A 25,634-nucleotide genomic window follows, 5' to 3' on the forward strand; every position below is an offset into this window, starting at 1 on the left:
TCAGCGCACCTCTTGCCGTTGCCGCTTCCCGACGATCCGCCAGCCGACCGCCAGCACCACGACCAGCACCGGGATCGAGTAGAACGCGATCTTCTCGGCGCCGTCGGAGAAGCCCATCAGGACGACCACCAGCGCGAGGAAGCCCAGCGTCGCCCAGCCGCTGTACGGCGCCCAAGGCATCCGGTAGGACGGCCTTTCGAGCTCTCCGCGCAGCGCCGCCTGGCGCAGCCGCAGCTGGCAGAAGATCAGCGTCGCCCAGGTGGTGATCACGCCGAGCGAGGCGATCGCGATCGCGATGTCGAAGGCGTCCTTCGGCACCAGGTAGTTGAGCACCACGCCGAGCACGTAGGCGCCGGAAGTGAACAGGATGCCGCCGTAGGGCACGTGACGGCTGCTCATCCGGCCGACGAACTTCGGCGCCTCGCCCTTGTCCGCGAGCGCCCGCAGGATGCGGCCGGTCGAATAGAGCCCGGAGTTGCAGCTCGACAGCGCGGCGGTGAGCACGACGGCGTTCATCACGTCGCCGATGCCCGGGATCCCGAGGCGGCTGAACACGGTGACGAACGGGCTTTCGCCGCCGTTGTAGAACGGCCACGGCAGGAGCATCGCCAGCAGCAGCACGGATCCCACGTAGAACACGCCGATCCGCCAGACGACCCCGTTGATGGCCTTCGGCAGCACCTTGCGGGCGTCCTTGGTCTCGCCGGCGGCGATACCGACGACCTCGATCGCCGAATACGCGAAGATGACCGCCTGCAGCGTCATCAGCGCGATGCCGATACCGGCCGGGAAGAATCCATTGTGGGCGGTCAGGTTGTGCACGCCCGCCGTGGTGCCGCCGATGTCGGCGCTGGTGAGCACCAGCCCGGCCGCGGTGACCAGGAAGACCACGATGGCCAGCACCTTGACCACCGAGAACCAGAATTCCAGCTCGCCGAATAGTTTCACCGAAAGCAGGTTCACCACGATCAGCACGCCGAGCGCGACCAGCGCGGTGATCCACTGCGGCACGTCGGGCAGCCATTTGTGCACGTAGATGGCAACCGCGGTGATCTCCGCGATCCCGGTCATCGCCCAGTTCACCCAGTACATCCAGCCGGAGACGAAACCCGCCCACGGCCCGATGAACTTGCGGGCGTAGGTGACGAAACTGCCGGAGGTCGGCTGGTGGAGCACCAGCTCACCGAGGGCGCGCATCACGAAATACGCGGCGATACCGCAGAGCGCGTACGACAGGACCAGCGACGGCCCCACCTGGTGGAGCTTGCCTCCGGCACCGAGGAACAGCCCGACGCCGATCGCGCCGCCGATGGCGATCATCTGCACTTGGCGGTTGCCCAGTGCTTTTGAGTAGCTTTCACCTTTTTCGGTGAGCAGCGAGGAATCCATGGTTGCCAGACGCTAGAGCGTGTGCGGCAGGTCACCAACAGTGCTAAGGAAGACTTAAGGTGTGCGGGACGTCACTCTGGTGGTTTTACTGGAATTTCCCTTTTCGATTTGACAAGTTCACCGGCGAACCCCGATCTTCGCGCGCGAAGGAGCGCTTCTACGCTACGGCCGTGGACCTCGCAGCGCTGCTGGACCGGATCGCCGACGACGTCGCGCCGGAGATCGGCCGCGGCTCCGTCGCGGACTACATCCCCGCCCTGGCCAGGGTCGAACCCGGGCGGTTCGGCATGGCGGTGGCCGAAGTGGACGGTGGACTGCACGGCGTCGGCGACTGGGAGACGCCGTTCTCCATCCAGAGCATGTCGAAGGTCTTCACCCTGGCGCTCGCGCTCTCCCACGGCGACGGCGTGTGGGAACGGGTGGGCCGCGAGCCGTCCGGCAACCCGTTCAACTCGCTGGTGCAGCTGGAGAACGAGGACGGGATCCCCCGTAATCCCTTCATCAACGCGGGCGCGCTCGTGGTGACCGATGAGCTGGCGCACCACGGCGACGCGGCGGAGACGCTGCTTCGGTTCCTCCGCGAGGAAAGCGGCCACGCCGGCATCGGGATCGATACCGAGGTCGCCGAGTCCGAGGCCGCCCACGCCGACCGCAACCGCGCGCTCGCGTATTTCATGGCGTCGTACCGGAACATGCGTCATCCGGTGCCCGCCGTCCTCGACCAGTACATGCGCCAGTGCTCGATCGCGATGAGCTGCCGCGACGTCGCGCGCTCGGCGGTCTTCCTCGCCCGGCACGGCGTGCGCAACGACGGCACCAGACTGCTCGAGCGGAGCGCGGCCAAGCGGGTCAACGCGGTGATGCTGACCTGCGGCACCTACGACGCCGCGGGCGAATTCGCCTATCGCGTCGGGCTTCCCGGCAAGAGCGGGGTCGGCGGTGGCATCGTCGCGATCGTCCCCGGCCGGTGCGCGATCTGCGTGTGGAGCCCGGGACTGGACCCGCGCGGCAACTCCGTCGCGGGCGTTGCGGCGCTGGACCGGTTCACCACCCTGACCGGCTGGTCGATCTTCTGATCGGTTTGAACCCGTGACGACGGGGAAAACGCCGGTGTGCAGACGTTTCTCCCGTACGCCGGCTTCCGGGCCTCCGCTTCCGTCCTCGACCAGCGAAGGCTGGGAAAACAGCGCGTGGAGACGATCCAGGTGCTGCGCGCGCTGACGGTGCCGGGGTACGGCTGGCGGCACCACCCGGCCGCGGCGATGTGGGCGGGCTACGAGGAGGCGCTCGTCCGGTACGGCTTCGACATCTGCGAGGTCTGGTGCGCGACCGGGCGGCAAGACACCTGCCGCGACACGCTGCGGCTCGATCTGCTCAGCGCCACCGGGATCCACGAGGTCCGCACCCAGGACCGCCTCGCGGACGCGCAGGAGCTTCCGCCGTGGCTCGGCGACCCGGATTTCCACCGCGGCCACCAGTCCGCGCTCGTCCGCAAGGAACCGGAGCACTACCGCCCGAAGTTCCCGGACGTCCCCGACGACCTGCCCTATGTCTGGCCGGCGTCGGACCGGCCACGACGAGAAGGAGTGCGATGACCGAGCGATTCCGCAAAGGCGACAAGGTCCGCTGGAACAGTCACGGCGGGCAGGCCGAAGGTGAGGTCCTGAAGGAGATCACCGCCGACACCGAGGCGGGCGGCCGCACGGTGCGCGCGTCCGAAGAGGAGCCGCAGTACCTGGTGCGCAGCGACAAGAGCGGTGGCGAAGCGGTGCACAAGCCCGAGGCACTGGAGAAGCTGTGAGCGAGGACAAGTGAAGCGGCGGGCGAACTCGAAAAATGGCTGAAGACGAGTCCCGCAGGCGGGGCAGCACAAGGACGAAGAGCACATGCGCAAGGTGATCGGCTACGTGCACCGGCACCTCGCGCAGCGCCCGTCCGGCGACATCGAGGACACGACCTGGCGGCACTCGCTGATGAATTGGGGACACGACCCCTGCAAGCAGCTCAGCTACTCGACGGCCGCCCCATCTCGTGCCCGGGCCGCCCCTCGGTACGCCTGCTGCGCTTGATCCGCTCTTCGTGCAGGTGAAGGCGCCCTCCGGTGAGGTCTTCGGCGACGCCCCGCGTCATGTCGCGGTAGGCCGCGTAGTAGCCCTGGTCGTACTCCTCGATCACCTGGAAGGTCCACCGGTCCGGCAGCACGTTGAGCCCGATCAGCTCGGTCTCGATGCGCTCGGCCCAGTCCGCGTGGCCTGCCTTCCGGAGCCCTTCGACGGCCTCGCCGAGTGCGAAGTCGGCGGTTCCCGTGAGGTGGTGGAACGCGTACAGGTGGCCGCGCGCTTGTTCGACCGTTTCGAGAGCGAAGACCAGCTTGCCGACCGCGTCGACGGTCGCCTCGTCAGGTTCTGGAGATGAGTCCGGCATGCCGGTGAATGCCCCGGAGCCGGTGTTTCTACACCCCGGCGTCGTACCGCGTCCTGGCGTCGTTGATCTCGTTGATATGGGATTCGGCCCAGTCCCGGATCACCGCCAGCGGCGCGGTGAGGGTGCCGCCGAGCGCGGTCAACGTGTACTCGACCTTCGGCGGCACCGTCGGATGCGCCGTGCGCGTGACCAGACCGTCGCGTTCGAGGCCGCGCAGGGTCTGGGTGAGCATCTTCTCGCTCACCCCGTCGATCGCGGTGCGCAGTTCGCTGTAGCGCTTGGTCCCCGTGGAGAGGCAGCCGACGATGAGCGCGGTCCATTTGTCCGCGATGCGGTCCAGGACCTGTCGCGAAGGGCAGGGCGCGCTGTACACGTCGGCCGGCCGCCCGTCCGGCAACCAGGCCAGCACCTGGCCTGGAGTGCCTGGACGGGGACGGCGGCGGGATGGCTCCGGCATGCCCCGACGTTATCCGGTGACCTGGCCGGCGGCCCAGATCCGGCGTGACTCGGGCGGCAGGACCCGGCCGAACACCTGCCCGGCGAAATGCCCGCCCGCGAGGATCGTCCGGTCGTCCTCGATCTCCTTCAGCAACTGCTCGCGGGTGGCGACCCCCTCCGCCGGATCGACGTCGAACGCGAACGTCCAGTGGCTTTCGGTGATCTGCACCTGGCAGTGCATGACGTCGCCGAGGACGACGACGCGGCGGGGGTCCTCCCCTGCCGGATCGGTGACCACGACGCTGCTGTGGCCGGGCGTGTGCCCCGGCGTGGCGAGTATCCGCACACCCGGCGCGACGCTGTCGCCGTCGGCGAAGAACCCGATCACGTCGGCCAGCGGCCGCTGGACGGCGAGCGGATCCGGACCGACCGGGTCGTTCGTGCCGGACCAGTGCGCCCATTCGCGCTCGCTGACGAGGTGCCGCGCCGACGGGAAGGTCAGCCCGGTCGCCGGCTCGGCCGTGCCGTCCGGGGTGGGCGCGACGTTCGTCGTCCAGCCGACGTGGTCGTGGTGCAGATGCGTGTAGATCACCGTGTCGACGTCTTCGGGTGTCACGCCCTCCGCGGCCAGTGCGTCGAGCAGGCCGCCGCCGTGGAACTCGGCGGCACCGGGCAAGGCGAAGTCGGCGGCGCCCAGCCCCAGGTCCACCAGGACGGTCCGGTCCCCGGTGCGGATCAGGAACGAGCCGATGCTGACCGGGAACCATCCGCGTTCGTCGAGGAACGCGTCGTGGGCCGCCCAGCCGGACGGGAGGCTCGATGGCAGGAAAACGGCGGGGTTGAGCCAGGCATGGCCGTCAGGCAGGTAGGTGACTGTGGTGCGGCCGACCCGGATCTGGGACCTGGCAGCGGGTCTCGACATGACGTGTTCTCCCTTGTGGACGGTGAGCGATGCTGTGACTCACTTTCGGGGAGCCGCTCTCCAAAGGGAAGTACGCACTTGCAAGTGCGTTCTAGCGATGGCTTTCGACGGCGATCCGCGCGAAGGAGCGGATCAGCGGGTTCTCCCGCGCGGTCACCCAGGCGACGACCAGCGGACTCGGTGGCATGTCGGCCAGCGGCACCCAGGTCAGCCCGTCGGGCAACGTGTGGCCGAGCGGCGCGATCCCGGCCGAGCCGTTCCAGAGGACGGCCTGAAGACATTCGCCGACCGTGCGCACCACCGGCCCGGCAGGACGCCCTCCGATGGGCGTCGCCCCGTTCCAGTACTCGCGCCACCGCGGATCCGTGCCCTCCGGCAGCTGGAACCAGGGCCGATCGGCGACATCGGCCAGCCGGAGCGACGTACGACCGGCGAACGGATCACCGGTGCGCACCACCAGCCCGACCGGATCGGTACGCAGGACGCGGACGCTGAGGCCGGTCTCGTCGAACGGTGACCGGGTCAGCGCGACATCCGCCAGCCCGGCGCGTAGCCCGGTGGTGGGATCGGTGAAATCCGTCTCGCGGAAGCGGATCGAGACCTCGGGATGCCGTCGCCGGAACGCCGCGGCGAGCCGGGTGCCCGATTCCCCCGCCCCGTCGGCCAGGGTGCCGACGGTGAGCGTCGCGGGCCCCGCCACCTCCAGCACCCGGGCGCGGGCGCGATCGGCCTGGTCCAGCAGGGTGCGGGCCTCGGCGTACAGGGTGGTTCCGGCGGGGGTGGGCTCGACGCCGGCGGCCGAGCGGAGCAGCAGGACGACGCCGAGGTCGTTCTCCAGCTGACGGATGGCCCGGCTCAGCGGCGGCTGGGTCATGTGCAGCCGCACGGCGGCCCGGCCGAAGTGCCGCTCCTCGGCGACGGCTACGAAGTAACGCAGCAGACGAAGCTCCATCACCAGCGATGATACCCATCAGGTATCGGGCGGTGGAGATCGGACTTGGACGGTGCGCCGGGAGCGGCCCGAAGGTGGGGTCATGCCCTTCGAACCCCTCACCCACGAACCCGCCGTCGAACCCGGCCAGGCCCGGGAAATCGCCCGGGATCTCGTGGTGATCCCGAATCTCGGCGTCGACCTCGTCCCCAACATCGGGGTCATCGGCGGTTCCCACTCGGTGCTCGTCGTCGACACCGGGCTCGGTCCCCGCAACGCGGAGAAGGTGCTCGCCTTCGCGGCCGAGCACGCCCGTGGCCGCCGGCTCTACCTCACCACCACGCATTTCCACCCCGAGCACGCTTTCGGCGCACAGGTCTTCGCGGACGAGGCGACCTACCTCGTCAACAGCGCGCAGGCGGCGGACCTGGTCCACAAAGGACCGGCCTACCTGGAGATGTTCCGCGGCCTCGGCGCCCCGGTCGCGCGGGCTCTGGACGGCGTCACCCTGGCCACCCCCGACGTCGTCTACGAAGACGCGTACGAACTCGACCTCGGCGGACGGATGGTGCGCATGGAGGCCACCGGACGCGCCCACAGCAAGGGCGACCAGGTGGTGACCGTGCCCGACGCGGGCGTGCTGTTCACCGGGGATCTGGTCGAGACCGGCCAGTTCGCGATCTTCCCGTGGTTCCCGCCGCACGACACCGACGTCTCGGGATCGCGGTGGATCGAGGTACTGGGACGGCTGGCCGCCGCCGGGCCCGACATCGTCGTCCCCGGCCACGGCGACGTCTCCGGACGCCGGATCCTGACCGACGTCCGCGAGTACCTCGAACTGCTGCGGGACGAGACCTGGTCACGGCGCGACTCGGCTCTTCCCGAAGAGACCATCGCGGCGGAGGTCGAAGCGCTGATGATCGACCGGCACCCCGAGTGGGAGGGCCGGGACTGGATCGCGAAAGGCGTCGGGTGTTTCTGCGCCGACGCCGGATGAATCCGACGTGGTTGCAGGTAGGTGGTTCGCTCGTGGCGCCGTCGGGGCTCGTCGCGAAAGCCACTTTCGGGACATCACACGTCTCGAAAGTGGCTTTCGCGACGCGCGTCCAGACCGGCGAGGCGGAAAGCCGACGTTGCGAACGTGGCTGTCGCCTCTTAACGGATCATTTGAAGATCGCGATGGGGTGAACGACGAGTTCACCGGTTTCGGGGTCCCAGTCCTCGACCTTGCCGAGACACCGCGCCCGGAACGCGCCGGAGGGCGCGGTGTCGCGCAGGTCGCTGGTCACGCAGGTGAAGCGGATCCGCCTGCTCCGCCCCGGATCGTCCGGATTCCCGTACGGCGCCACGAAAACCGTCTCGGTGTCGGTCTGGGAGCGCTTACGGAACAGGCCCTTCACCGAGACGAACGCCTCGACACCCCGCAGCCGGGTCTTGAGTTGCCGGGTGCTCTCGGGGCCGTCGGCCCAGCCGAGTTCCTTCACCAGCGCCCGGTTGTGGACCAGTTCCTGTTTCGCCAGGTCCACGTAGATGATGTCGTGGTGCTTCTCGAGCACCTTCGTCACGATGCCGATCACCGTGATCGGCTCCGCCTTGCGGATGTACCGCCGGAACTCCTCATCGGTGTCGGTGCGCTCGGTTTCCCCTTGCAGCGGGCCGAATCCGCCCGAGCCCCAGAACCGCCAGCCCCGGCTCTTCCGTTTCTCGACCTCCTGTTCCAGCGCCTCGTTGTAGCGATGCAACTGGTAGAGCCCCATCACGGATTTCGTGTGCAGGTAGAAGGCGATGCCCCGGATCATCCCCTGGTCCCCGTCGGATCGGGCGCGGCGCCAGTGCTTCACGAAGACGACGGCCGCGACGAGGAAGGCGGCCACGGTCAGCACCCAGACCACGAGCCACAGTCCCCAGACGTCCCACCACAGATTATCGGCAACCACGGATCTCCTTGAAGGCCTTGAGCAGGGATGTCGCGTTCGCGTCGACCATCCGGCCACCGGTGGCCACGGCCGCGCGTTCCAGTTCGGCGGGATCGGCCTCGCCGTACCGGATGGTGTACGTGCGCACGCCCGGATCCCTCGGCGCGCGCAGGAATTCTTCGATGCCCGGCCCGGTGTTGTTCTCGCCGTCGGTCATCAGCACGATCGAGACGCTCCGGTCCGGCTCGGCGCGGCGATGGGCGCCGGCCTTCGCGTAGGCCTCGCCGAGCGCAGACCAGACCGCTGTGGCGCCGTCGAATTCGTCGGCGGCGATGAAGGCCCGTAGCGCGTCGAGATCCTGGGGCCCGCCGACGGCGAATTCCCTGTCCCCCAATACCTTTCCGCCGAAACGGAGGACGGTGAGCCGCTCGCCGCGGTAGAAGCGGTCGAAGCCGCCGTCCGGCCCGCCGCTCAGCCCGGCGAAGGTCGCGCGGAGCGCCGCGATCCTCGGGCCCTTCATCGAACCGGAGAAGTCCAGCACGAAGATCACGCGTCCGGGAGCACGGCCGGCGGTGGCCGCGTAATCGTCGAGGAGCTTGTCCACGACCGCCTGTTCGTCGGGGAAGTACAGCGAGTTCCCGGTCGAGGCGGGCAGCCTCGGATCCAGCCCCACGTCGCCGGTGACCGGCCGCCGGAGGGTGCGTTCCATCAGTTTCTTCTGTGTCGCCGGGCTCCTGAGCCAGGAGACGAGTTTGTCGTACACCTCCCGTTTGGCCGGGTCGAGCAGCAGGACCGGATAGTCGGACTGGACGATGCCGTCGCGCGGGTACACCAGTTCCAGCGGTGTCTTGAGCCTGCCGCTCGCGTTGAGCGAGAGCAGCGTCGACTCGTACCCGATGATCGCGTCCACGTCCTGGCGCTCGGCGAACCGCTCGGCCACGGCGGCGGAGGTGTCCGCCGTGAGCGTGTGCCCGGTGCGGAAGCCCTGGAGCTTGTCGCATTCGATGTCCTGGAGACGCAGCGCGGCACCGGTGCCCGCGGCGGCCGTCGCCACCCCGACGAGCGAGGTGAGCCCGCTGGTCGACTTGGCCGGATCCGCCATCGCGAACCGGAAGCCGCCACCCGCCGCCGCGTCCGCCAGATCCGCCCACGAGAGCTTCCCGTCCGGTTTGCCGCGGCGCAGTTCCGCCGCCTTCGCCGGGGTGATCCCGACGATGACCGGCGACACCATGGTCTTGGTCGCGAGCGGCCGCTCCCCCTTGTCGCCCGATTGCCGGAGCTTGAGCTGGAAATACCGGTCGGTGGAAAGCCAGGCGAGATCGTGTGTCGCTTTCCCCGGCGCGAGGGAAGCGCTCGCGTCGACCGTTCCCCGGAAATCCATTTCCAGTTCGATTCCCGTTTCCCCGCGGAGGTCGTCGAGAATCGGCCCGAGGTCGGCCAGTTCGGAACTGGCGAGCACGCGCAGTTTCACCTTCTCGCCGCCGCTCGTACAGGCGGCGACCACCAGGAGCAGGCAGCACAGGACCGCGAGCAGCCGCTTCACGGGCAGTCCCCGACCGTCTTGATCATCTCTTCCAGCACCAGGTTGTCCGGCAGCGGCGTGGTGCTGTCGTTGTCCGCGGTCTCCGGGGTCGGCAATCCCTGCGCGCGCAGGAAGTCGTAGAGCCGCGCGCTCTTCGTGCTGCCCGCGGGGGTCGCGACGCCGAACCCGAGCTCCATCGCGCGGCGCTGCAGCTCGGGATCGAAGGTGATCAGCTCGCCCAGCCGCTCCGCTTCCGGCTTCAGGGCGAGGAACTGCGGTTTCGTCAGGATGTTGTCCTTCGGGTACAGCAGCACCCGGTCGTGGTCCGGCTGCCCGCTCTGCGCCTTGGCCCGCAACTGCATGGCGAGGTACTGGTGCTCGTAGATGACGACGATCGGCTTGTCACCTTCGGCGACGTTCGCGTAGGACTCCGAGAGATCGGACGACGGGAAGCCCTGGGCGGCCACCAGGGGTTTGATCCGCTTGGCCAGCTCCTTCGCGTTCGTGAGGCTCGGCGGCCCGGCGGACTGAGGGTCGACGACCGGGACCTGACGGCCGTTCTCCAGGAACGCCAGCAAGATCAGGTACGTCGCGCCCGAATTCGAGTCGCAGATGTTCGACGTCTGCGCCAGCACCCGGTTGCCGTTGGCGGCGCCGTGGTCGCGGACGCCCAGCGAATCCCAGCTCTCCCCCCGCTTCATCACCTGGACGAACTTGTCGGTGTCCAGCGTGTAGTAGAGGTCCTGTCCCGGCGCTTTCGCCGCGATCCCTTTGGCCGCCAGCGTTTCCGCGTAACGGCGGTACGTGGCCAGTACGATCGGGCTGGTGAACGGCTGCCGCGCGGAGCCCGTCCACTCGTTGGCCCTCGACCGCCGGACGAGACCGGCGGCGGGTTCGCCCGAGAGGAACACGAAGTCGTACTGGCTGAGGTCGTGCGTGGCGATGTCCCGTGATCCCGTCCTGGTCACGTGGACCCGGATGTGGTGACGCATCAGGATTTCCTGGACCTTGGCGTCCTCGAAGAGATCCGATTTCGAGCCCATCTTGCCGCGCAGGACCAGCGTCTGCTGGAACGGCACCACGACGGTTCCGCTCACGAGCAGGACGATCAGGCCGCTGACGGCCAGCACCAGCGCGGGCCCGAAAGTGCGGAGAAAACGACGGCGCAGAAAGAACGCCGAAGGCTTTGGTCGGATGGTGAGCTGGGGTTCTTCACGAAGCGAGCTATCGGTGGTCACCGATTTCCTCCCCGAATGTCCGGCAAGGCCTATTTTACCGGGGGGCACCGACGAAAAAGCACGTCTCGATCCGGCTTCGGGACCCACCCTCACCAGGCCGGGAGGCCGGACGGTTAGGCTCTTCGGTGGCGAAAACCGCCATGCACCGCGACGCCGGGAGATCTGAACCGCCATGCTGGACCGAGCAGTCATCGACGCCCTCTTCCCCGCCGACCTGCCCGAGCCCGAGCACTGGGAACAGCGTTACCCCGCCCGCGAGCTCCCCGAGGGTGCCCTGGTCACCCGCTTCGGCCCCTCGCCGACCGGGTTCGTCCACATCGGCGGCGTCTACGTCGCCACCATCGACCAGGACGTCGCCCGCCGCAGCGGCGGCCGCTACCTCGTCCGGGTCGAGGACACCGACCGGTCCCGCGAGGTCGAAGGCGCCATCGAGCAGTTCGAGCGCGGTTTCGCCTACTTCGACCTCGCCGCCGACGAGGACATCCACCGCGGCGGCGACTACGGCCCGTACCAGCAGTCCGAGCGCGAGCAGATCTACCTGACCTACGTCCGTCATCTGCTCCGTAGCGGCCGCGCGTATCTCGACTTCGCCACCAAGGACGAACTGGCGGCGATCACCGCCCGGCAGCAGGCGACGAAGCTGCCGACCGGCTACTACGGCTCGTGGGCCATCTGGCGCGACGCCGACCCCGCAGACGTCCAGGCCAAGCTCGACGCCGGAGACCCGTACGTCGTGCGGTTCCGCGCGCCCGACGACACCGGCGCCCGCGCGCGGTTCACCGACGCCATCCGCGGCCCGCTGGAGGCCGAGGCCAACCGCAACGACGTCGTCATCCTCAAGAGCTCCGACCAGAGCCCCCGGCTGCCGACCTACCACTTCGCGCACGCCGTCGACGACCACCTCATGCGCGTCAACCTGGTCATCCGCGGCGACGAGTGGATCTCGTCGGTGCCGGTGCACCAGCAGCTGTTCGACGCGCTCGGCTTCGAGCCGATCACGTACGCGCACATCGCGCCGCTGATGAAGCAGGAGGGCGGCAGCAAGCGCAAGCTGTCGAAGCGCAAGGACCCGGAAGCCAGCGTCGACTTCTACATCGAGTCCGGCTACCCCACCAAGGCCGTCCTCTACTACCTGCGCGGCCTCGCCAACGGACGGCTCGCCGAGATGCCGCTCGACCAGGCGCTGGCCGAGCCGATCAAGCTCGAGGAATGCGGCGTCGCCGGCCCGCTGGTCGACCTGGTCAAACTCGACGACATCTCGGCCGACCACATCGCCACGCTGACCGGCGCCGAGATCCTCGAAGAGGTCCGGGGCTGGGCGGAGCGGTTCGACCCGGAGCTGCGGACCGTCCTCGACGCCGAGCCGGAGCTCGCGCTCCGCGCGCTCGCCGTCGAGCGCGACGGCGCCGAGAACCCGCGCAAGGACCTGAAGAAGTGGAGCGAGTTCCGCGCCGTCTACGGCTTCTTCTTCCCGCAGCTGCACGCCGCCGTGGCGAGCGCCGACGACGAGCGGATCGCCGCCCTCGGTGTCGATCCGCTTGTCGTCCGGGCTGTGGCGCGGGACTTCGTCGAGAACTACCAGCAGCTCGACGACGGCCAGGAATGGTTCCAGCAGATCCGCGAGGTCGCGGCGAAGCACGGCTTCGCGAAGAACGCCAAGGAGTTCAAGAAGAACCCGGAAGGCTTCCCTGGCTCCATTCGCGAGGCGTCGCAGATCATCCGGATCGCGATCACGGGCTCGACCCGGAGCCCCGACCTGCACGCGATCACCCAGGCGCTGGGGCGCGAGGAGACGCTGGGCCGGTTCTCCGGCCTCGTCGCCGAGTGACCCGGTCCGTGAACGCCAGCAGGCTCCTCCCCAGTACATGAAGGCCCCCTTCCTTGCGCCTGGCGCAAGGAAGGGGGCCTTCATGTACTTAGGGGCCCTGTTGGAGTGCCGGGCCGGGGCCGCTCACGAGGCGGGCAGGAACTGGTCGTAGAAAGCCGTCTTGACCGCGACGACCGCATCCTCGGTCTCCCGGAACCGCTCCCGCGCCTCGCTCGAGTCGATCAGCTGCACGAGCCGCAAGCCGAGCTGATCGGAATGGGTGAGCGAAAGCGGGGACGCGGCGGCGAGCGGGCGGGACTTCGCGTCGTGCACATGGTGCGGGTAATAGAAGACGGACTTGTCGCCGAGCACCGGGCCGATCCGGCGCCACAGTTCGCCGTACTCGACCGAAACCAGCACCTCGCCCCAGAAACGCAGGATGGTCAGCAGTTCGACGTCGGCGTACTTCGAGTCGCCTGCCGAGGCGATCAGCTCCATGGTGGTGTCGATGCAGGCCGTCGTGGCCAGTGACCTCCGCGACCGCACCAGCGCTTCCCGCGGGACGCCCAGCGCGAGGATGTCCGCCATCAGGTCCTCGCGGTGCGAAGGCGTGCTGCCGGGCGAAGTGTTGTCCGGGTACTCCTCGCGGATGATGACGCGGGCGATCCGTTTGGACTGCTCGTCGGTGAGCAGGTCGATCGCCAGGTCGTAGGCCATGGTGAAGGCCAGTGACAGGAACCGCCGCTGCAGCAGGACGGCCCGCAGGTCCTCCGGCGAGAGCTCGGTGACGCCGCGCAGCGCCGGATGCCGCCGGAACCGCTCGATCAAACCGTCTTCGTACTCGTCGAGTTCGCGCATCACTACACCTCTTGCTCAGAAACGGATCATGTCGATGCTTCGGTTCCAGTCGGCGAGGTCCACGTCGCGGCCGATGTCCCACAACGTGTCGAGCTCGCGCTGGATCTGTTCGCCGAGCACGGTGTCGTGCGTGCCCTCGATCTCGAACTGCGGCGAGTCGATCGCCAGCTGGCCGTGCAGGAACATGCTGACCAGGTAGCGCCCGTCGGCCCGGTACACCGAGACCGAGGCCTGCGAGTTGAACACCCGCACCTTCAGGTTGGCCTGACGTTTCGCCAGCCGCCTGTGCAGGCGGGCGAGGGTCTCCAGACAGTCCACGATCCCCGTGCTCACGAAGGTCTTGCCCGCGCCGTCGCTCCGGTCCAACGCCGCTTCGCGCAGCCCCACCAGCATCGAGTTCGGGTGCAGCAGCATGATGCGCACCTGGGCGCGCCGGTCGACGATCGCGGCTTCCAGTTCCTTTTCCAGTCGTTGCAGGTTGGGGATCCAAGTGTTCAGGATCGTCACCTGTTTGGCCTTCGCGATATGCGCCGCGAACTCGTCGTCCGGAAAGCGTTTGTGCACTTCGACCACGCCGCCGTAGTGCGAACGGCGTTGGCTCGCGGCGATGGTGTCGATGTCGAGGCCGGCTAGCCGGGAGCGGATGTCTTCCAGCGCGCGCAACGGGGTCAGCTCGATGAGCAGCACCACGACCACTCCGCTGACCATGATCAGCGTCAGCGTGGAGATGCCCTTCGGCGCCACTTTGTCCAGCAGGCCGAGCTGTTCCGCGATCCCGACCGCGAAGCCGACCACCGCCAACCCGCCGAGACTGAGCAATTCGAGCCAGCGACGCATTCTGCGGAGCATTCACCCTCCGGGATACGGTGACCTTGGCTCTTATGTTCCCACGATGAGAGAGACCCCTGTGATCGGGGTCACCACCTTTCGTGTGACGCCTTTTGCTCCGCGGAATTCACGCGAAGAATCGAATCCGGCGCGGGAATCCGCAGCACGAAGGGCGCACGTCACAGGGACGGCGTGAAACGCGCGGACACCGACAGACGACTTACCCGGTACGCAAGTAGGGAAAGTTGTGGTCGATGAGCGCTGATCGCGTTGTCCAGCTGCGCTGGGAACCTCGCCGCGTGGCCGAGGACGGCGGCGCGGCGTTGTCCTACCCCGGAATCTCCGTCGTCCGGACCAGCCACGGTGAAGTCGTCGACCGCGTTTGGGTGCCGGTCGGGGATGAACCGACCTTCGCCGACGACGAGGCCTTGATCGCCGCGCTGCGCGCCGCCTGGTGCTGGACGAGGTCTGCCGCTTGACTCGCTATTCGTCACCCGCCCGGTATTTGCGCTGGTGCTCCTCGTCCTGCTCACGCGGCGACTTTTCCGTCCAGCGCCCGTGGACCAGGTCGTTCTCGGTGTAGTCGGCACGCCGCGAGGCCCAGCCCGGCAACATGAACTTGCGTGTCCCGCCCCGGCCCCGGTCGCGCAGATCGGTGACGACGGCGACGCCGATCACCAGCACGAGAATTCCGAGTGCTATCCAGATTCCGACCATGGTCCGCTCCCCCGCAGATCAGTCAGTTTCGACCAGGGTAGCGGTGAACGACGGCCGGGCGGATCTCATTTTCGCCGAACATGACGGTGCCCGGTATCCGCGAGGTTCGCGGACACCGGGCACCGGGGGCGGTCAGCCCCGGGCGTTCGGGTCGATCACGTCGCCGGCCAGCCCGGTGGCGGCGTCGCCGAGGGCACCGGTGGAGTCGACGACGCCCTGACCGGCCGCGGTGGCCGAGTCGACGGCGTCCTGGCCCGCGGTGGTGGCGCTTTCGGCGAGCCCCTGGCCGGTCTCGGCCAGTCCGCCGGCGGACTGGGTGACCTGGTCGGCGGCGCCGGAAAGGTCGACGCCGGTCAGTTCGCTGACCTTGTCGCCCGCGCCGCCCAGCAACTCGGCGGCCTTTTCCTTCAGCGAGTCGAACAGGCTCATCTGGGGTACTCCTCAAAATCGGTCGTGCGCAGGCGGCTGAACGTTCACCGTACAGGACAAAACGGGCACGGTGCGCGACCATCACCGCTCCGGACAGGTGAATACCGAGGAGTGCTCAGAGACAGGGCGGCCGGTAGCGGTCGATCGAGAGGCCGCGGAAATCGAGCCGGTTCGGCGTTTTGCCGACGAAGACCAGGCCGCGAGCCTCGGTCAGCGCCGAGGCGAAGGAGTACCCGGGCGTCCCCAGCTCGGGCAGCGTCGTCCAGGCCTCCGCCTTGAAGCTGAAGAACTTCTTCACGAGCTTCCCGCCGGTCGACGGCACCTTCGTGAGCCACTTGTCGCCGCCGCTCCACTTCGAGGCGGGACGCAGCTGGACGTAGAGATCGTCGGTCGCGCTGTAGGTCATCCAGAAACCGGCGGATTTCGAAAGATCGGCCTGTGCTTCGAACCGATTCCCCAGCCAGACGACGACCACGTGCCATTCGGCGTTGAGGAAGTCCACCTTGGCCGCGTAACCCCCGCGTTCGCGGACGAGCAGGCTACCGGTCGGCGGCACCGTGGCGCCCTCTCCGGAGGCGAGCCACTGCTGCAACCGGTCGATCGACGGGGTGGCGCATTCACAGCCGTGCCGGCCGGACGCGTTCGCGACGGCACCGGGGCCGATCAGCGAGGCCAGGAACATCGACGCGATCACCGCGAGCGTACGACCGAAAGGAACCCTGGATCCTTTGCGCATCCCCGGAAGTTAGCACAGCGGGCGCCCATGCCCCGCTCAGCGGGAATCGTCCTTTGTGGACAGACTGGCGAGCTCGGCGGCGAACAGCACGGCGGGGTCGAACCCCATCCCGGCGAAATGCCCGGCCAGCTCCAGCGACAGGACGCCGTGGATCCGGGTCCAGAACGTCACGGCGCGACGGAGGATCGCGGAGGACACCGGCAGTCCGCCCGCCCATTCGCGATGCTCCTCGACGTGACCGTCGAACGCCGTCACCCGCCCGTCGCCGGGAGCGTCCGCGTGCACCCTGAGCAGTGCGGCCATGATCTCGTTCGAGATCTCCGTGGTGTCACCGGGCGCGCGATAGCCGGGAATCGGCGTCCCGTAGACGAACAGGTATCGCTGCGGATCCGCCAGCGCCCAATCCCTGATCGCGTAGGCGACTTCGGCCACGCCGCCGGAACCGGCCGCCGCCCGGACGACGTCGGCGAGGCTTCGATAGGCGTCCCGGACGAGGTCCGTGATCAGGTCGTCGCGACTGGGAAAGTACCGGTACAGCGCGGGACCGCTCATGCCGACGTGTTTGGCGATCGCGTTGAGGGACAGCGCGGAGACACCCGTCGTGCCCAGCTGCTCCCACGCGTACCGCTTGATCTCGGCGCACACCTGGGCCCGGTACCGCTCACGCGACGTCCTCACGGCGACTCCCTCCAGGTTTCAGTTAGAGGTTATCACTTTTCCTATTGACACTCACGGTCGCATGGTTATAGCTTCTAACTATCGCAATCAGCACTAACAAGGAGCTCGCATGACCCTCCGCCGCACCGCCGCCCTCGCGCTTCCCCTGGCCCTCGGCCTGCTCGGTGGCGCCGTGACACCCGCGCAGGCCGCCACCACTTCCCCCGCCCCGCTTTCGTGCCAGGGCAAGACCATCGACACGAAGGCCCCGATCCACTACCGGACCGAGACCTTGATCAACGCTCCCCTGAGCAAGATCTGGCGGCTTCAGACCGACGTCGAACGCTGGCCGTCCTGGCAGGAGCCGGTGCTGAGCAACGAACGCCTCGACCGGGGCCCGCTCCGCAAGAACTCGCGGTTCCGCTGGACCACGCCCGCGCCGCCGACGGCCACGACCCCCGCCACCACGCTGTCGATCACCTCGACCGTCCACCAGATCCAGCGCGGCGAATGCCTCCGCTGGAGCGGACCCGCGGTCGGCGAGGGCCTCAGCATCGACAACGGCGTCCACGTCTGGACCTTCACCGAGGTCAAGGGCGGCGTGCTCGTCCGCACCGAGGAGAACTGGGCGGGCGCCCAGGTGGAGGCCGACGTGCCCACCGCGACCAAATTCCTCGGCTGGGGCCTCGAAGCCTGGCTGAAGGATCTCAAGACCACCGCCGAATCCCACTGCTGACCGCATTCCGAACCCCGGAGGAACCGATGTCCACCCCGACGCTCGACCGCGAAACCACCGTCCGCCGCTTCCCGCGTTCCGTCCTCGTCTCGGCCTGGGCCGTACCGGTCATGATCATCGGCCAGTTCGCGATGCTCGCCGTCGTCCCGGTCGCCCTGGCCCTGATCGGCACCCTGCGCGACGCCCGGTTCAAGGCGCTCCGCTGGGGCGCGATCGCCCTCACCGCGGCCTATGCCACGCCACTGGCACTGTGGGCCATCGGCCCCGAACGCGCACAGAGCCTGTCCAAGGACATGCATCCCGTCTTCGCCGCGATCATCGTCGCCGTGGGAGCGACGTTCGCCGTGGCCTGCCACGTCGTGCCCCGGAAGTCCCGCATTCAGAGGACTAATCGCGGGCAGTGAAGGAAGGGAGCACGCCGAAGGAAGCCTTCCGCGAAGCCCGGCGCAACGTCGCGAGCACGGCGGGCCCCAGCGCCAGGATCGCCACCGTGTTCGTGATCGCGCGGCCCGTGTCCCAGCCCGCCGTCGAGGTCAGCACGGTGAACACGGCGAACCGGTGCAGGTTCTCCAGCAGCGGGGCGCTGGGCACGTAGGAGATGTGCCCGTCGTGGTACGGCACTTCGGCGTCGGTGATGAACGGCCAGAACCACAGGTTCATCAGGAGCCCGAAGACGTACGCGACGAGGATCCCGTAACCCACCAGCATCGCGATCTCGGCTTTGCCGGTGACCCGGCGCGGCAGCAGTCCGGCGCCCATCCCGATCCACGCCGAGCACATCATCTGGAACGGCAGCCACGGTCCCACCCCGGCGGTCAGCAGCGCCGAAGCGAACATCGACGTGCAGCCGAGCACGAAACCGAAGCCGGGACCGAACACCCGGCCGGCCAGCACCAGCAGGAAGAACACGGTCTCGATCCCCGCGGTCCCCGCGCCGAGCGGCCGCAGGGCGGCGTTCACCGCGGAAAGCACGCCGAGCATCGCGAGGGCCTTGGAGTCCATGCCCCCTTCGGACATCTCGGCCAGCACGATGACGATCAGGATCGGCAGGATCCCGATGAACACGAACGGCGCGTCCTGGCCGTGCTGCATCGACTGCGGCTCGACGCGGACCAGCAGCGGCCAGACGAACATCATCAGCCCCGCGAGCGACGCGAGGCCGAGCACGGTCGCCGAACGGGGGCCGAGCCGGACCGCCGGGGCCGTCGTGGTCACGGGACCTCCAGCGGGAGCGCCGATCGGACCTCTTCGACGGTCAGCCAAGGCTCGCCGAGGATCTTCGCGACCTGGGTGGCGAACGCCGGGGAACCGCCGAGCACCTCACCGGTCGGGCCGTCGGAGACGACCTCCCCCTCCGCCATCACGATCACCCGGTGCGCGATCGTCGCGACGAACTCGACGTCGTGGGTGGCCACGACAATCGCCTTGCCCTCGGCCGTCAGCGAAGCGATCATCCGCGCCAGCGCCGCCTTCGCGGTGTAGTCGAGGCCGCGCGTCGGTTCGTCCAGGAGCATGATCCGCGGGGCGGCCGACAGCTGCACGGCGAGCACCAGCGCGAGACGCTGTCCCTCGGACAGGTCACGCGGATGCGACGCGGGATCGATCCCCGGAGCGAGCCGGTCGAGCAGGTCCCGGCAATGCCCCGGCTCCGCACCGGATTCCGCGTCGGCGGCTTCGCATTCGGCGGCGACGGTCTGGAGGTACAGCAGGTCGCTCGCGGTCTGCGGCACCATGCCGACGAGCGCCCTCGCCGCGGCGCTGCTCAGCGTCTTCGGGTCCTTGCCATCGACGGTGACCTTGCCGCCCTGCCGGGGCCCGGAGCCCTGCACCGCCCACAGCAGCGACGACTTGCCGGAGCCGTTACGCCCCATCATCGCCAGTACTTCGCCGGCGCGCAGGGACAGATCGACCTCCCGCACGGCGACCTTCGGCCCGTACCGCACGACCACCCCGGACGCGGAAAGCAGCTCTTCGCCGACGGTGACGCTTCGCGCGGCGGGCGTCCCGAGGGTCAGCGACGAAGCGCGCCGCCGGGCGTCACGCACCGACATCGGCAGCGGATCCCAGCCCGCCAACCGTCCCAAGTGGACGATCGGGGGCGCGATGGGCATGTCCTTCAACACTTCCGGCGGTGTCCCATCGATCACTCCGCCGGTGCCGGGGACCTGGATCATCCGGTCCGCGAACGGGATCACGCGTTCCATCCGGTGCTCGGCCATCAGCACCGTCGTGCCGAGGTCCTCCACCAGCCTGGCCAGCGTCGCGAGCACCTCCTCGGCCGCGGTCGGGTCCAGCGCCGACGTCGGTTCGTCCAGCACCAGCACCTTGGGGTGGGTGGTCAGCACCGAACCGATCGCCACCCGCTGCTGCTGCCCGCCGGACAGCGTCCGCAGCGCGCGCCTGCGCAGCTCCGCGATGCCGAGGAGGTCGAGGGTCTCCTCCACCCGGCGCCGCATCACCTGCGGGCTGAGGCCGAGCTGCTCCATGCCGTACGCGAGCTCGTCCTCGACCGTGTCGGTGACGAAACCCGCGAGCGGGTCCTGCCCGACGACGCCGACCAGATGCGCGAATTCGCGCGGCGGCCGGGACTGCGTCGTCACGCCGTCGACGGACACCGTGCCCTCGAGGTGGCCGCCGGTGAAATGCGGGACGAGACCGTTGATCGTGGCGAGCAGCGTCGACTTGCCCGCGCCCGTCCGGCCCGCGAACAGCACGAGTTCGCCTTCACCGATGGACAGCGTCACGTCGGACAGCACCGGTTCGGTGCGGCCGTGGTAGGTGAAGGAAACGTGGTCGAGTTCGATCATGCGCGGGCTTCTTCTTCTAGTGCGGCGTAAGGAGGTTCGGGGGCCGGGGTCAGGAACGCGGGCAGCACGCCCACCAGTACCCCGAACAACGGCGCCCACGACAGCGACGGCCATGACAGGTCGATCAGGGAGGGGTTCATGTTCATCGGGTTCACGCTGGAGGTCACGAACAGGGTCACCGCGACCCCGATCCCGCTGACGGCGACGACGATTTCCGGCAGGTGCCAGCGATCGGGCCGGTACCGCGTGCGCCGGACCCGTTTGCCCGCCGACCGGAAGCCGGCCAGCCCGATCACGACTCCCGCCGAAAGCACCGGCGCGGCGAGGTAGCGGGGCGTCGAACCGTCCAAAGTGGCGTAAACGCCGACGCAGACACCGAGCAGGCCGACGATCATCAGCGTTCCCGTGATCAGCCTGGTCCGCGCCTCGGCCAGCCCCGCCCGGCCGTAGCCGCGCGAGTCCATCGACGCGGCCAGTTGCAGTGAACGCGAAAGCGCGTCCTCCAGTACCGGGATGAGGACGGTGTGCAGGGCCTTCATCTTCTTCTTCCCCGAACCGCCGCGCAGTTTGCGGGCCCGCCGGACCCGCAGCACGCTTTCGGCCAGCTGCGGGAACACCGACAGCGCGACGATCACCGCCGTGCCCACCTCGTACAACGCCGGCGGCATCGCCTTGAGCAGCCGTTTCGGGTTCGCGAGCGCGTTGGCCGCGCCGAGGCAGATCACCATCGCCGCCAGCCGCATCCCGTCGTAAAGCCCGCCCAGCAACGATTCCGCGGACACGTCGCCGAAGAGCCGGATCCCCGCCGCCCATTCCGGCAGCGGGATCTCGGGCAGCCGCAGGATGATCGTGGATCCTTCGGCACCGCCGAACACGATGCGGAAGAACACGCGGATCGCGACGATGAACGCGCCGAGGTACAGGTAGAGCCGGAACGCCAGCGCCCACGGCGCCTCTCCGCGCCGGGCCACGACGACGTATCCCGCGATCGCCACGATAGTCAGCAGCAGCCACGGGTTCGTCGTGCGGGTCGCGGCGACGGCGAGTCCCAGCGCCCACACCCACCACGCGGCCGGATGCAGGTCGCGCGGCAGGAAGTAGGACGTCATCAGGCTCCTTGCGCGCGTTTGCGTCTGCGCGCCATCAGGAATCCCGCCAGGCACAACGCCAGTACCGCGGCGCCCGCCGCCCACGGCGCCCAGTCGCTGGCCCCGGACTCGCGCTCGATCGCCGCGTTGACGTCCTCGGCGTGCTCACCTCCGGTGAACGCGACGTTCCACGACGGGTCCGGTGCCTTCGGCCGCGCCGAGGCGCTCGGACGCGGTTTGGGCGGCGGCAGCGCGCCGGAATCCGTACCCGCGGCGGGGGCTTCTCCCGCGCTCGGTTCCGCACCGGCCGTTTGCCGCGGATCGTCCCCCGGCTGCGGTCGCTGCTGCCGCTCGCCGGGATCGCCGGTGGCGGGCTTGGCCTCTTCGCGCGGCACGCAAGGCCGGCCCTCGGTGCCGGGCCGCACGGCGGAGACGCGCGGGACGGGGTTGCTCTTGGCGGTGGCGTTCAAGGAGAACGACCAGCCCTCGAAGCCGCCGGGGGTGAAGTCGCGGTTCTTGAGCCCCCACTGGCTGTAGTCCCACGCGCAGTTGTTCGAGGCGTGCCAGTAGGACCAGTAGGCCTGCGCGGGAGGCGTGTCGACACACGGCTCCCGGTACTCCCCGCGGCCGTTGACCGGGATGTTCTCGGCCGCGGACGGGCGGTTCTCGATCCGGCAGACGAACGACTCGCCCCAGCGCTGCACCCCGGCGATCTGGAAACCGGCGCCCTTGAGCGCGTCCAGCCCGGTGCCGCGGGTGGTCTGGGGATTGCAGCGGACGATGGCCGTGCCGCCGAGTTGCTGGAAGTCCACCACCACGGTGACCCCGGTGTCGTCCTTGCAGAACCCGGGATACCCCTTGCCCTGGTCGACGGCGTGCGCGGACGGTGCCGTGGCGGCGATCAGGAAGACCGCCGCCACCACGGGAAGGACCTTCCTCACGGGATGGCCGGGTTCCTCGGCGTGACACCGGGCGGCGGGTTGGTCGTCGCCGACTTGTTCAGCGAGAACGACCAGCCCTCGAAACCGCCGGGGGTCACGGTGCGGTTGAGGGCGCCCGTGGTGCTGTAGGTCCAGGTGGTCCCGGAGCCGTCGGCGTGCCAGTAACCCCAGTACGCGCCGGGGGAAGGCGTGGTGACGCAGGCTTCCTTGTAGTTCGGGTTGGACGACAGCGGGATGGTCTCCGTCGCGGCCGGGCGGCCTTCCAGGCGGCAGACGAAAGCGAGGCCCCAGCGGGCGGTGCCGGCGACCGCGATCCCCGCGTCCTGCAACGCCTTGATACCCGTGCGGGTGGTGCCCGGCGCGGCGTTGGGCGAGCAGCGGGTGATCGTCGGCGCGGCGGTCCCGCCGTTGCCGTCCAGCTCTTGGAAGTCGACCACGACGGTGACGCCGGTGAGCGCGTCGGGGCCGGTGCAGATCCCGTTGTAGCCCTTGGTGGTGTCGACCGCGTTCGCGGGTGCGGCGGAAAGCCCGATCAGTCCGATGAGGACGGACGTGACGGCGAGCAGTCTCTTCATGGTGTTGCCCCCTTTTTCTTGGTGAAACGGCGAAGTACGAAAACCAGGGCGAGCACGGTGAGCAGCAGCAGGACGGCCAGTCCGGCGAGCCCCCAGATCAGCCATGACGGCGGGGAGCCGGACTGCTCCGCGGCCAGTACCGGTGCGGCGGACGGATTCGCCTCGGTCAGCGGCAGCCGGATCGCGGGCGAGAGCGGCGACTCGGCCGCGGTCAGCCAAGAGCGGCCCGCGACTCCTTGCGCGGCGGCCAGACTGGTCGGGAAGTCGGTCTCCCCGGCGGATCCCTTGGCCAAACCGCCGTCGGCTCGGACCAGCTTGCCCAGTGACCGCGCCGTTCCGCTCACGTCGAGGCCGGCGGCCTGCCGTGCGGCGGCGACGGCGGCGCTCAACGCGACGTCCGGTTCTCCGCCCTCTCCGGTGACGACGCCCTCGCCGGTCGGCCGGACGCCGAGCGCGCCCACCGCGGAGACGAACGCCGACACACGCCGCTCGGTCCAGCCGTCCGGGCGCCGGGATGGGGGCGCGGCGTCGGTGTGCGGCCGCGCGGCCAGCGCGGTGACCGCGGCTGCGGTCGCGGCGAGGTCGCCGGAGCCGCATTCCACGGTGTCGAGATGCTTCGGGAAAGTTCCGTCGGCGCACTGACGCGAAAGGAGCAGTTCGACCGCGGGCCCGGGATCGGCGGCGGTGGCGAGCACCGCCCAAGCATGCCGCTCGACGGTCTCGTCGGCATCGGCGAACGATCCGGTGTCGGTGAACTCGCCGTCGGCACCGCGCAGCTTCACCAGATCGGCGCGCAGTGGCCCGGCGGCATCCGACTTCGCGAACTCGGCGACGAGCACGAGTTTCGCGAGCGGTTCGGCATAGGACGCCTCGCCTTGCTCATACGGCGCGCCGTGGGCATAGGCCTGGACGGCTTCCGGCTTCAGCAGGAATTGCGACGCGCGGGCGACCGCGTCCGGCTGCTGGTCCAGCGCTCGCAGGGCCAGCACCACGTCGGCGGTGGCGTCGTAGTCGACGTAGGTCTTGCCGTCCTCGGCCACCTCCACGTGGTCACCGCCGGAGAGCCGGTTCGCCAGGTAGGCGCCGAGGCGGACGGGCGGTGTCGCCGTGTCCGGGATGGCGATCGCCGTCTCCGTCCTTACCTGGAGGCCGGTGGGCGTGCCCGCCTTCCTGGGTCTGGGCGGCGGCGTCACCGCGGTCGTGATGGTGGTCGTCGTGGGAGCCGGGGCGACGTTGGCCGGCGGCCGGACGTCACCCTTCGCGAGCGCGTAGAAGCCGACCTGCGCCAACCCGAGCGAAGCCTGGGCACCCGCACGGATCCAGGTGTCGAGCCCGCTGATCCCCGACGTGCGCGCGGACTCGTAGTCGGCGGGGTTGTAGGCGATCGCGCCGAGCTCGCCCGCGAGCTTGGTACCGGAGTCGGCGGCGGCGTTCGCCTGCGCGGATTTGAGGTACCGCACGCCCTTGTCCACCGCCGCGTCCGCGCCGCCGGCGTCGGCGAGCGCCTGGACGATCAGGCCGGTGCTGTTGGTGTTCGGCGCTTCGGTGCTGACGCCACCACCCCAGCCGCCACCGGCGGTCTGGTTCGCCTTGAGCCACGAGACGGTCTTGGCGATCGGCGCGTCGAGCCCGGTCGCGCCCGCCTTCCGTGCGGCCAGCAGCGCCGAGAGCCCGAGACCGGTGGCGTCGCCGTCCGACGGCGACAGGTCGAGCGGTTTCCCCTCGTCGCAGGTCGAGATCTTGCGGCCGTCCGGCGTGACGTGGTCACCGGTCTCGTTCGTCGGGATGTCCTTGAAGAAGAGGCGGAAGTAGCCCTCGGAACACTGCTGGGTCAGCAGCTTGTCGATGGCGAGCCGTTCACTCTCCCCCGCCGCGGCGAGCCCGATGACGCCGAGCGCCTGGCCGAAGGTGTTCGCGTCGTTGTTCACCGGGCCGGTGTGCTCCGGATCCTTGGAGTAGTCGCTGATCCGGCCCTTGTCGGGGCCCTTGCGCATGATCGCGGCATGGGTCTCGGCGACCAGGTCGTATCCGTCGACGTTTCGCGGGTCCCGGCCGGAAACCTGCGCGGCGACCAGCATCTTGGCCAGCGAGCCGCCGACGACGACCTTGTCGTACCCGCCCCCGGGAATCAGCCCGTCCCAGGTGAAGTAGTCGGTGGCGTGGCCTTCTTCGTCGAGGAACCTCATGATCGGCTCGGCTTTCGTGCCGTCGCCCGAGGCGTACATCGCGAAAAGGACGTCGAGCATCACGCCGTGGTCCGGCAGTGTGCCACCGCTGGGATTCTCGAGCGTGCCGTCCGGCTTCAGCTTCGTCGCGAGCCAGCGGGAATTCGCCTTCGCGGCGCCGAGGTCGTTCACGGCGGCGGCCGTCCCGGTGAGCAGTGCGGCGACCACGCCGACGCTGACGGCGAACGCCATCGCGGCCAGGTACCCGCGGCGCATGGCTCCTCCTTGCGGCGTGACGGAGGACGGCGCGGGACGCCGCGGTCACCCCTGTTTATCGCGACAGTGGTTCGTTCATCCGCCCGTTCGGTATCCCGGCTCGCCCCGGTGAAGGGCCTACGGTTGCGCGACAGCGCCGGATTTCGACCGGCTTCCCCGTCACGGGCGGCGGTGTTCTGTTGTCGAGCGAGGCGAGGTTAACACTCGATCACCTCCGGCAGGCACCGCTGACCA

At 69.1% G+C, this 25,634-nt stretch carries 28 protein-coding genes, 1 pseudogene and 1 riboswitch; of the genes and pseudogenes, 9 read left to right on the forward strand and 20 right to left on the reverse strand.

Translation table 11 applies throughout. The annotated features are described in order from the left end of the window. The gene (locus tag ACZ1DY_RS27800; RefSeq protein ID WP_126734155.1) at positions 1-1,389 is read right to left on the reverse strand and encodes an amino acid permease; all 1,389 of its coding nucleotides are present in this window, start codon (positions 1,387-1,389) and stop codon (positions 1-3) included. Positions 1,390-1,559: 170 nt separating this feature from the next. Here ACZ1DY_RS27800 and ACZ1DY_RS27805 point away from each other — a divergent pair, with 170 nt between their 5' ends. The 4 genes and pseudogenes from ACZ1DY_RS27805 to ACZ1DY_RS27820 form a co-directional block, all read left to right on the forward strand. After that, positions 1,560-2,465 carry a glutaminase gene (locus ACZ1DY_RS27805; protein WP_257485759.1) on the forward strand — a complete coding sequence of 302 codons (906 nt, stop codon included), beginning with the start codon at positions 1,560-1,562 and terminating at the stop codon, positions 2,463-2,465. 36 nt (positions 2,466-2,501) lie between these two features. Beyond that, a complete protein-coding gene (locus tag ACZ1DY_RS27810; RefSeq protein ID WP_465481369.1) occupies positions 2,502-2,984 on the forward strand; it encodes an MSMEG_6728 family protein in 483 nt (160 codons plus the stop codon). After that, positions 2,981-3,190 (forward strand): hypervirulence associated TUDOR domain-containing protein, encoded by a 210-nt coding sequence (locus ACZ1DY_RS27815; protein WP_465481370.1) that lies wholly within the window; start codon positions 2,981-2,983, stop codon positions 3,188-3,190. The genes ACZ1DY_RS27810 and ACZ1DY_RS27815 overlap by 4 nt, the downstream gene beginning before the upstream one ends. A gap of 73 nt (positions 3,191-3,263) precedes the next feature. Further along, positions 3,264-3,389 (forward strand): annotated as a pseudogene (locus tag ACZ1DY_RS27820) (DUF3140 domain-containing protein); the annotation flags it as partial. A gap of 4 nt (positions 3,390-3,393) precedes the next feature. Here ACZ1DY_RS27820 and ACZ1DY_RS27825 read toward each other — a convergent pair. From ACZ1DY_RS27825 to ACZ1DY_RS27840, 4 genes are all read right to left on the reverse strand, one after another. After that, positions 3,394-3,813, reverse strand: a complete 420-nt coding sequence (locus tag ACZ1DY_RS27825; RefSeq protein WP_126734158.1) for a hypothetical protein — start codon at positions 3,811-3,813, stop codon at positions 3,394-3,396. 28 nt (positions 3,814-3,841) lie between these two features. After that, positions 3,842-4,270 (reverse strand): winged helix-turn-helix transcriptional regulator, encoded by a 429-nt coding sequence (locus ACZ1DY_RS27830; protein WP_465481371.1) that lies wholly within the window; start codon positions 4,268-4,270, stop codon positions 3,842-3,844. Between the two features lie 9 nt (positions 4,271-4,279). Beyond that, the gene (locus tag ACZ1DY_RS27835) at positions 4,280-5,173 is read right to left on the reverse strand and encodes an MBL fold metallo-hydrolase (protein WP_465481372.1); all 894 of its coding nucleotides are present in this window, start codon (positions 5,171-5,173) and stop codon (positions 4,280-4,282) included. 91 nt (positions 5,174-5,264) lie between these two features. Beyond that, a complete protein-coding gene (locus ACZ1DY_RS27840) occupies positions 5,265-6,125 on the reverse strand; it encodes a LysR family transcriptional regulator (protein ID WP_465481373.1) in 861 nt (286 codons plus the stop codon). An 82-nt stretch (positions 6,126-6,207) separates the two neighbouring features. Between ACZ1DY_RS27840 and ACZ1DY_RS27845 the strand changes: the two genes are divergently transcribed. Beyond that, complete coding sequence (locus ACZ1DY_RS27845; RefSeq protein WP_465481374.1) at positions 6,208-7,101, forward strand: MBL fold metallo-hydrolase; 894 nt, start codon at positions 6,208-6,210, stop codon at positions 7,099-7,101. Between the two features lie 166 nt (positions 7,102-7,267). On the opposite strand, the gene ACZ1DY_RS27850 is transcribed toward ACZ1DY_RS27845, so the two are convergent. Genes ACZ1DY_RS27850 through ACZ1DY_RS27860 form a run of 3 tightly spaced genes read right to left on the reverse strand, consistent with a single transcriptional unit; the run spans position 7,268 to position 10,780 of the window. Further along, positions 7,268-8,041 carry a hypothetical protein gene (locus tag ACZ1DY_RS27850; protein WP_126734162.1) on the reverse strand — a complete coding sequence of 258 codons (774 nt, stop codon included), beginning with the start codon at positions 8,039-8,041 and terminating at the stop codon, positions 7,268-7,270. After that, positions 8,028-9,563, reverse strand: a complete 1,536-nt coding sequence (locus ACZ1DY_RS27855; RefSeq protein WP_465481375.1) for a vWA domain-containing protein — start codon at positions 9,561-9,563, stop codon at positions 8,028-8,030. Before ACZ1DY_RS27855 ends, ACZ1DY_RS27850 begins: the two co-directional genes overlap by 14 nt. Next, complete coding sequence (locus tag ACZ1DY_RS27860; protein WP_465481376.1) at positions 9,560-10,780, reverse strand: hypothetical protein; 1,221 nt, start codon at positions 10,778-10,780, stop codon at positions 9,560-9,562. Before ACZ1DY_RS27860 ends, ACZ1DY_RS27855 begins: the two co-directional genes overlap by 4 nt. A 172-nt stretch (positions 10,781-10,952) precedes the next feature. Here ACZ1DY_RS27860 and ACZ1DY_RS27865 point away from each other — a divergent pair, with 172 nt between their 5' ends. After that, the gene (locus ACZ1DY_RS27865) at positions 10,953-12,608 is read left to right on the forward strand and encodes a glutamate--tRNA ligase (RefSeq protein ID WP_465481377.1); all 1,656 of its coding nucleotides are present in this window, start codon (positions 10,953-10,955) and stop codon (positions 12,606-12,608) included. Positions 12,609-12,731: 123 nt separating this feature from the next. Here the strand turns inward: ACZ1DY_RS27865 and ACZ1DY_RS27870 are convergent, their stop codons facing one another. Together ACZ1DY_RS27870 and ACZ1DY_RS27875 are read right to left on the reverse strand one after the other, a co-directional pair. After that, complete coding sequence (locus ACZ1DY_RS27870) at positions 12,732-13,445, reverse strand: hypothetical protein (protein ID WP_465481378.1); 714 nt, start codon at positions 13,443-13,445, stop codon at positions 12,732-12,734. Between the two features lie 15 nt (positions 13,446-13,460). Then, a complete protein-coding gene (locus ACZ1DY_RS27875; protein WP_465481379.1) occupies positions 13,461-14,294 on the reverse strand; it encodes a hypothetical protein in 834 nt (277 codons plus the stop codon). A 233-nt stretch (positions 14,295-14,527) separates the two neighbouring features. Between ACZ1DY_RS27875 and ACZ1DY_RS27880 the strand changes: the two genes are divergently transcribed. Then, on the forward strand, positions 14,528-14,752 hold the full coding sequence (locus ACZ1DY_RS27880) for a hypothetical protein (protein WP_257485747.1): 225 nt from the start codon (positions 14,528-14,530) through the stop codon (positions 14,750-14,752). A 4-nt stretch (positions 14,753-14,756) separates the two neighbouring features. Here ACZ1DY_RS27880 and ACZ1DY_RS27885 read toward each other — a convergent pair whose 3' ends face one another. From ACZ1DY_RS27885 to ACZ1DY_RS27900, 4 genes are all read right to left on the reverse strand, one after another. After that, a complete protein-coding gene (locus tag ACZ1DY_RS27885; RefSeq protein WP_257485746.1) occupies positions 14,757-14,990 on the reverse strand; it encodes a hypothetical protein in 234 nt (77 codons plus the stop codon). Positions 14,991-15,122: 132 nt separating this feature from the next. Beyond that, the gene (locus tag ACZ1DY_RS27890) at positions 15,123-15,419 is read right to left on the reverse strand and encodes a hypothetical protein (RefSeq protein ID WP_257485745.1); all 297 of its coding nucleotides are present in this window, start codon (positions 15,417-15,419) and stop codon (positions 15,123-15,125) included. Between the two features lie 115 nt (positions 15,420-15,534). Further along, positions 15,535-16,113, reverse strand: coding sequence for a hypothetical protein (locus ACZ1DY_RS27895; protein WP_465485720.1), 579 nt, complete (start codon positions 16,111-16,113; stop codon positions 15,535-15,537). A 78-nt stretch (positions 16,114-16,191) separates the two neighbouring features. Then, complete coding sequence (locus ACZ1DY_RS27900; RefSeq protein WP_465481380.1) at positions 16,192-16,833, reverse strand: TetR/AcrR family transcriptional regulator; 642 nt, start codon at positions 16,831-16,833, stop codon at positions 16,192-16,194. Between the two features lie 109 nt (positions 16,834-16,942). Between ACZ1DY_RS27900 and ACZ1DY_RS27905 the strand changes: the two genes are divergently transcribed. Further along, on the forward strand, positions 16,943-17,548 hold the full coding sequence (locus tag ACZ1DY_RS27905) for an SRPBCC family protein (RefSeq protein WP_465481381.1): 606 nt from the start codon (positions 16,943-16,945) through the stop codon (positions 17,546-17,548). A gap of 26 nt (positions 17,549-17,574) precedes the next feature. Next, entirely contained in the window at positions 17,575-17,952 is a 378-nt protein-coding gene (locus ACZ1DY_RS27910) for a hypothetical protein (protein ID WP_465481382.1), read from the forward strand. On the opposite strand, the gene ACZ1DY_RS27915 is transcribed toward ACZ1DY_RS27910, so the two are convergent. Genes ACZ1DY_RS27915 through ACZ1DY_RS27940 form a run of 6 tightly spaced genes read right to left on the reverse strand, consistent with a single transcriptional unit; the run spans position 17,936 to position 25,400 of the window. Further along, a complete protein-coding gene (locus tag ACZ1DY_RS27915) occupies positions 17,936-18,763 on the reverse strand; it encodes an ECF transporter S component (RefSeq protein WP_465481383.1) in 828 nt (275 codons plus the stop codon). The two genes, ACZ1DY_RS27910 and ACZ1DY_RS27915, sit on opposite strands and share 17 nt — an antisense overlap. Continuing rightward, positions 18,760-20,355 carry an ABC transporter ATP-binding protein gene (locus tag ACZ1DY_RS27920; protein ID WP_465481384.1) on the reverse strand — a complete coding sequence of 532 codons (1,596 nt, stop codon included), beginning with the start codon at positions 20,353-20,355 and terminating at the stop codon, positions 18,760-18,762. The genes ACZ1DY_RS27915 and ACZ1DY_RS27920 overlap by 4 nt, the downstream gene beginning before the upstream one ends. Beyond that, a complete protein-coding gene (locus ACZ1DY_RS27925) occupies positions 20,352-21,464 on the reverse strand; it encodes an energy-coupling factor transporter transmembrane component T (RefSeq protein WP_465481385.1) in 1,113 nt (370 codons plus the stop codon). The genes ACZ1DY_RS27920 and ACZ1DY_RS27925 overlap by 4 nt, the downstream gene beginning before the upstream one ends. After that, positions 21,464-22,384: an ABC transporter substrate-binding protein gene (locus ACZ1DY_RS27930; RefSeq protein WP_465481386.1), complete on the reverse strand. Its 921-nt coding sequence runs from the start codon at positions 22,382-22,384 to the stop codon at positions 21,464-21,466. Before ACZ1DY_RS27930 ends, ACZ1DY_RS27925 begins: the two co-directional genes overlap by 1 nt. Further along, positions 22,381-22,959: a flagellar hook-length control protein FliK gene (locus ACZ1DY_RS27935; RefSeq protein ID WP_465412895.1), complete on the reverse strand. Its 579-nt coding sequence runs from the start codon at positions 22,957-22,959 to the stop codon at positions 22,381-22,383. Before ACZ1DY_RS27935 ends, ACZ1DY_RS27930 begins: the two co-directional genes overlap by 4 nt. Continuing rightward, positions 22,956-25,400, reverse strand: a complete 2,445-nt coding sequence (locus ACZ1DY_RS27940; RefSeq protein ID WP_465481387.1) for a hypothetical protein — start codon at positions 25,398-25,400, stop codon at positions 22,956-22,958. Before ACZ1DY_RS27940 ends, ACZ1DY_RS27935 begins: the two co-directional genes overlap by 4 nt. An 89-nt stretch (positions 25,401-25,489) precedes the next feature. Next, positions 25,490-25,557: riboswitch (cobalamin riboswitch) on the reverse strand. Between the last annotated feature and the right edge of the window lie 77 nt (positions 25,558-25,634).

The organism is Amycolatopsis sp. PSD-21, from assembly GCF_055561455.1.

Excerpts from the sequence above, each read along its gene's own strand:
- ACZ1DY_RS27910 (WP_465481382.1), top strand. The coding sequence starts at position 17,575 with ATGTCCACCCCGACGCTCGACCGCGAAACCACCGTCCGCCGCTTCCCG.
- ACZ1DY_RS27825 (WP_126734158.1), bottom strand. The coding sequence starts at position 3,813 with ATGCCGGACTCATCTCCAGAACCTGACGAGGCGACCGTCGACGCGGTC.
- ACZ1DY_RS27925 (WP_465481385.1), bottom strand. The coding sequence starts at position 21,464 with ATGACGTCCTACTTCCTGCCGCGCGACCTGCATCCGGCCGCGTGGTGG.
- ACZ1DY_RS27890 (WP_257485745.1), bottom strand. The coding sequence starts at position 15,419 with ATGAGCCTGTTCGACTCGCTGAAGGAAAAGGCCGCCGAGTTGCTGGGC.
- ACZ1DY_RS27835 (WP_465481372.1), bottom strand. The coding sequence starts at position 5,173 with ATGTCGAGACCCGCTGCCAGGTCCCAGATCCGGGTCGGCCGCACCACA.
- ACZ1DY_RS27905 (WP_465481381.1), top strand. The coding sequence starts at position 16,943 with ATGACCCTCCGCCGCACCGCCGCCCTCGCGCTTCCCCTGGCCCTCGGC.
- ACZ1DY_RS27885 (WP_257485746.1), bottom strand. The coding sequence starts at position 14,990 with ATGGTCGGAATCTGGATAGCACTCGGAATTCTCGTGCTGGTGATCGGC.
- ACZ1DY_RS27920 (WP_465481384.1), bottom strand. The coding sequence starts at position 20,355 with ATGATCGAACTCGACCACGTTTCCTTCACCTACCACGGCCGCACCGAA.
- ACZ1DY_RS27880 (WP_257485747.1), top strand. The coding sequence starts at position 14,528 with ATGAGCGCTGATCGCGTTGTCCAGCTGCGCTGGGAACCTCGCCGCGTG.
- ACZ1DY_RS27875 (WP_465481379.1), bottom strand. The coding sequence starts at position 14,294 with ATGCTCCGCAGAATGCGTCGCTGGCTCGAATTGCTCAGTCTCGGCGGG.
- ACZ1DY_RS27935 (WP_465412895.1), bottom strand. The coding sequence starts at position 22,959 with ATGAAGAGACTGCTCGCCGTCACGTCCGTCCTCATCGGACTGATCGGG.
- ACZ1DY_RS27830 (WP_465481371.1), bottom strand. The coding sequence starts at position 4,270 with ATGCCGGAGCCATCCCGCCGCCGTCCCCGTCCAGGCACTCCAGGCCAG.
- ACZ1DY_RS27815 (WP_465481370.1), top strand. The coding sequence starts at position 2,981 with ATGACCGAGCGATTCCGCAAAGGCGACAAGGTCCGCTGGAACAGTCAC.
- ACZ1DY_RS27800 (WP_126734155.1), bottom strand. The coding sequence starts at position 1,389 with ATGGATTCCTCGCTGCTCACCGAAAAAGGTGAAAGCTACTCAAAAGCA.
- ACZ1DY_RS27870 (WP_465481378.1), bottom strand. The coding sequence starts at position 13,445 with ATGCGCGAACTCGACGAGTACGAAGACGGTTTGATCGAGCGGTTCCGG.
- ACZ1DY_RS27865 (WP_465481377.1), top strand. The coding sequence starts at position 10,953 with ATGCTGGACCGAGCAGTCATCGACGCCCTCTTCCCCGCCGACCTGCCC.
- ACZ1DY_RS27845 (WP_465481374.1), top strand. The coding sequence starts at position 6,208 with ATGCCCTTCGAACCCCTCACCCACGAACCCGCCGTCGAACCCGGCCAG.
- ACZ1DY_RS27840 (WP_465481373.1), bottom strand. The coding sequence starts at position 6,125 with ATGGAGCTTCGTCTGCTGCGTTACTTCGTAGCCGTCGCCGAGGAGCGG.
- ACZ1DY_RS27940 (WP_465481387.1), bottom strand. The coding sequence starts at position 25,400 with ATGCGCCGCGGGTACCTGGCCGCGATGGCGTTCGCCGTCAGCGTCGGC.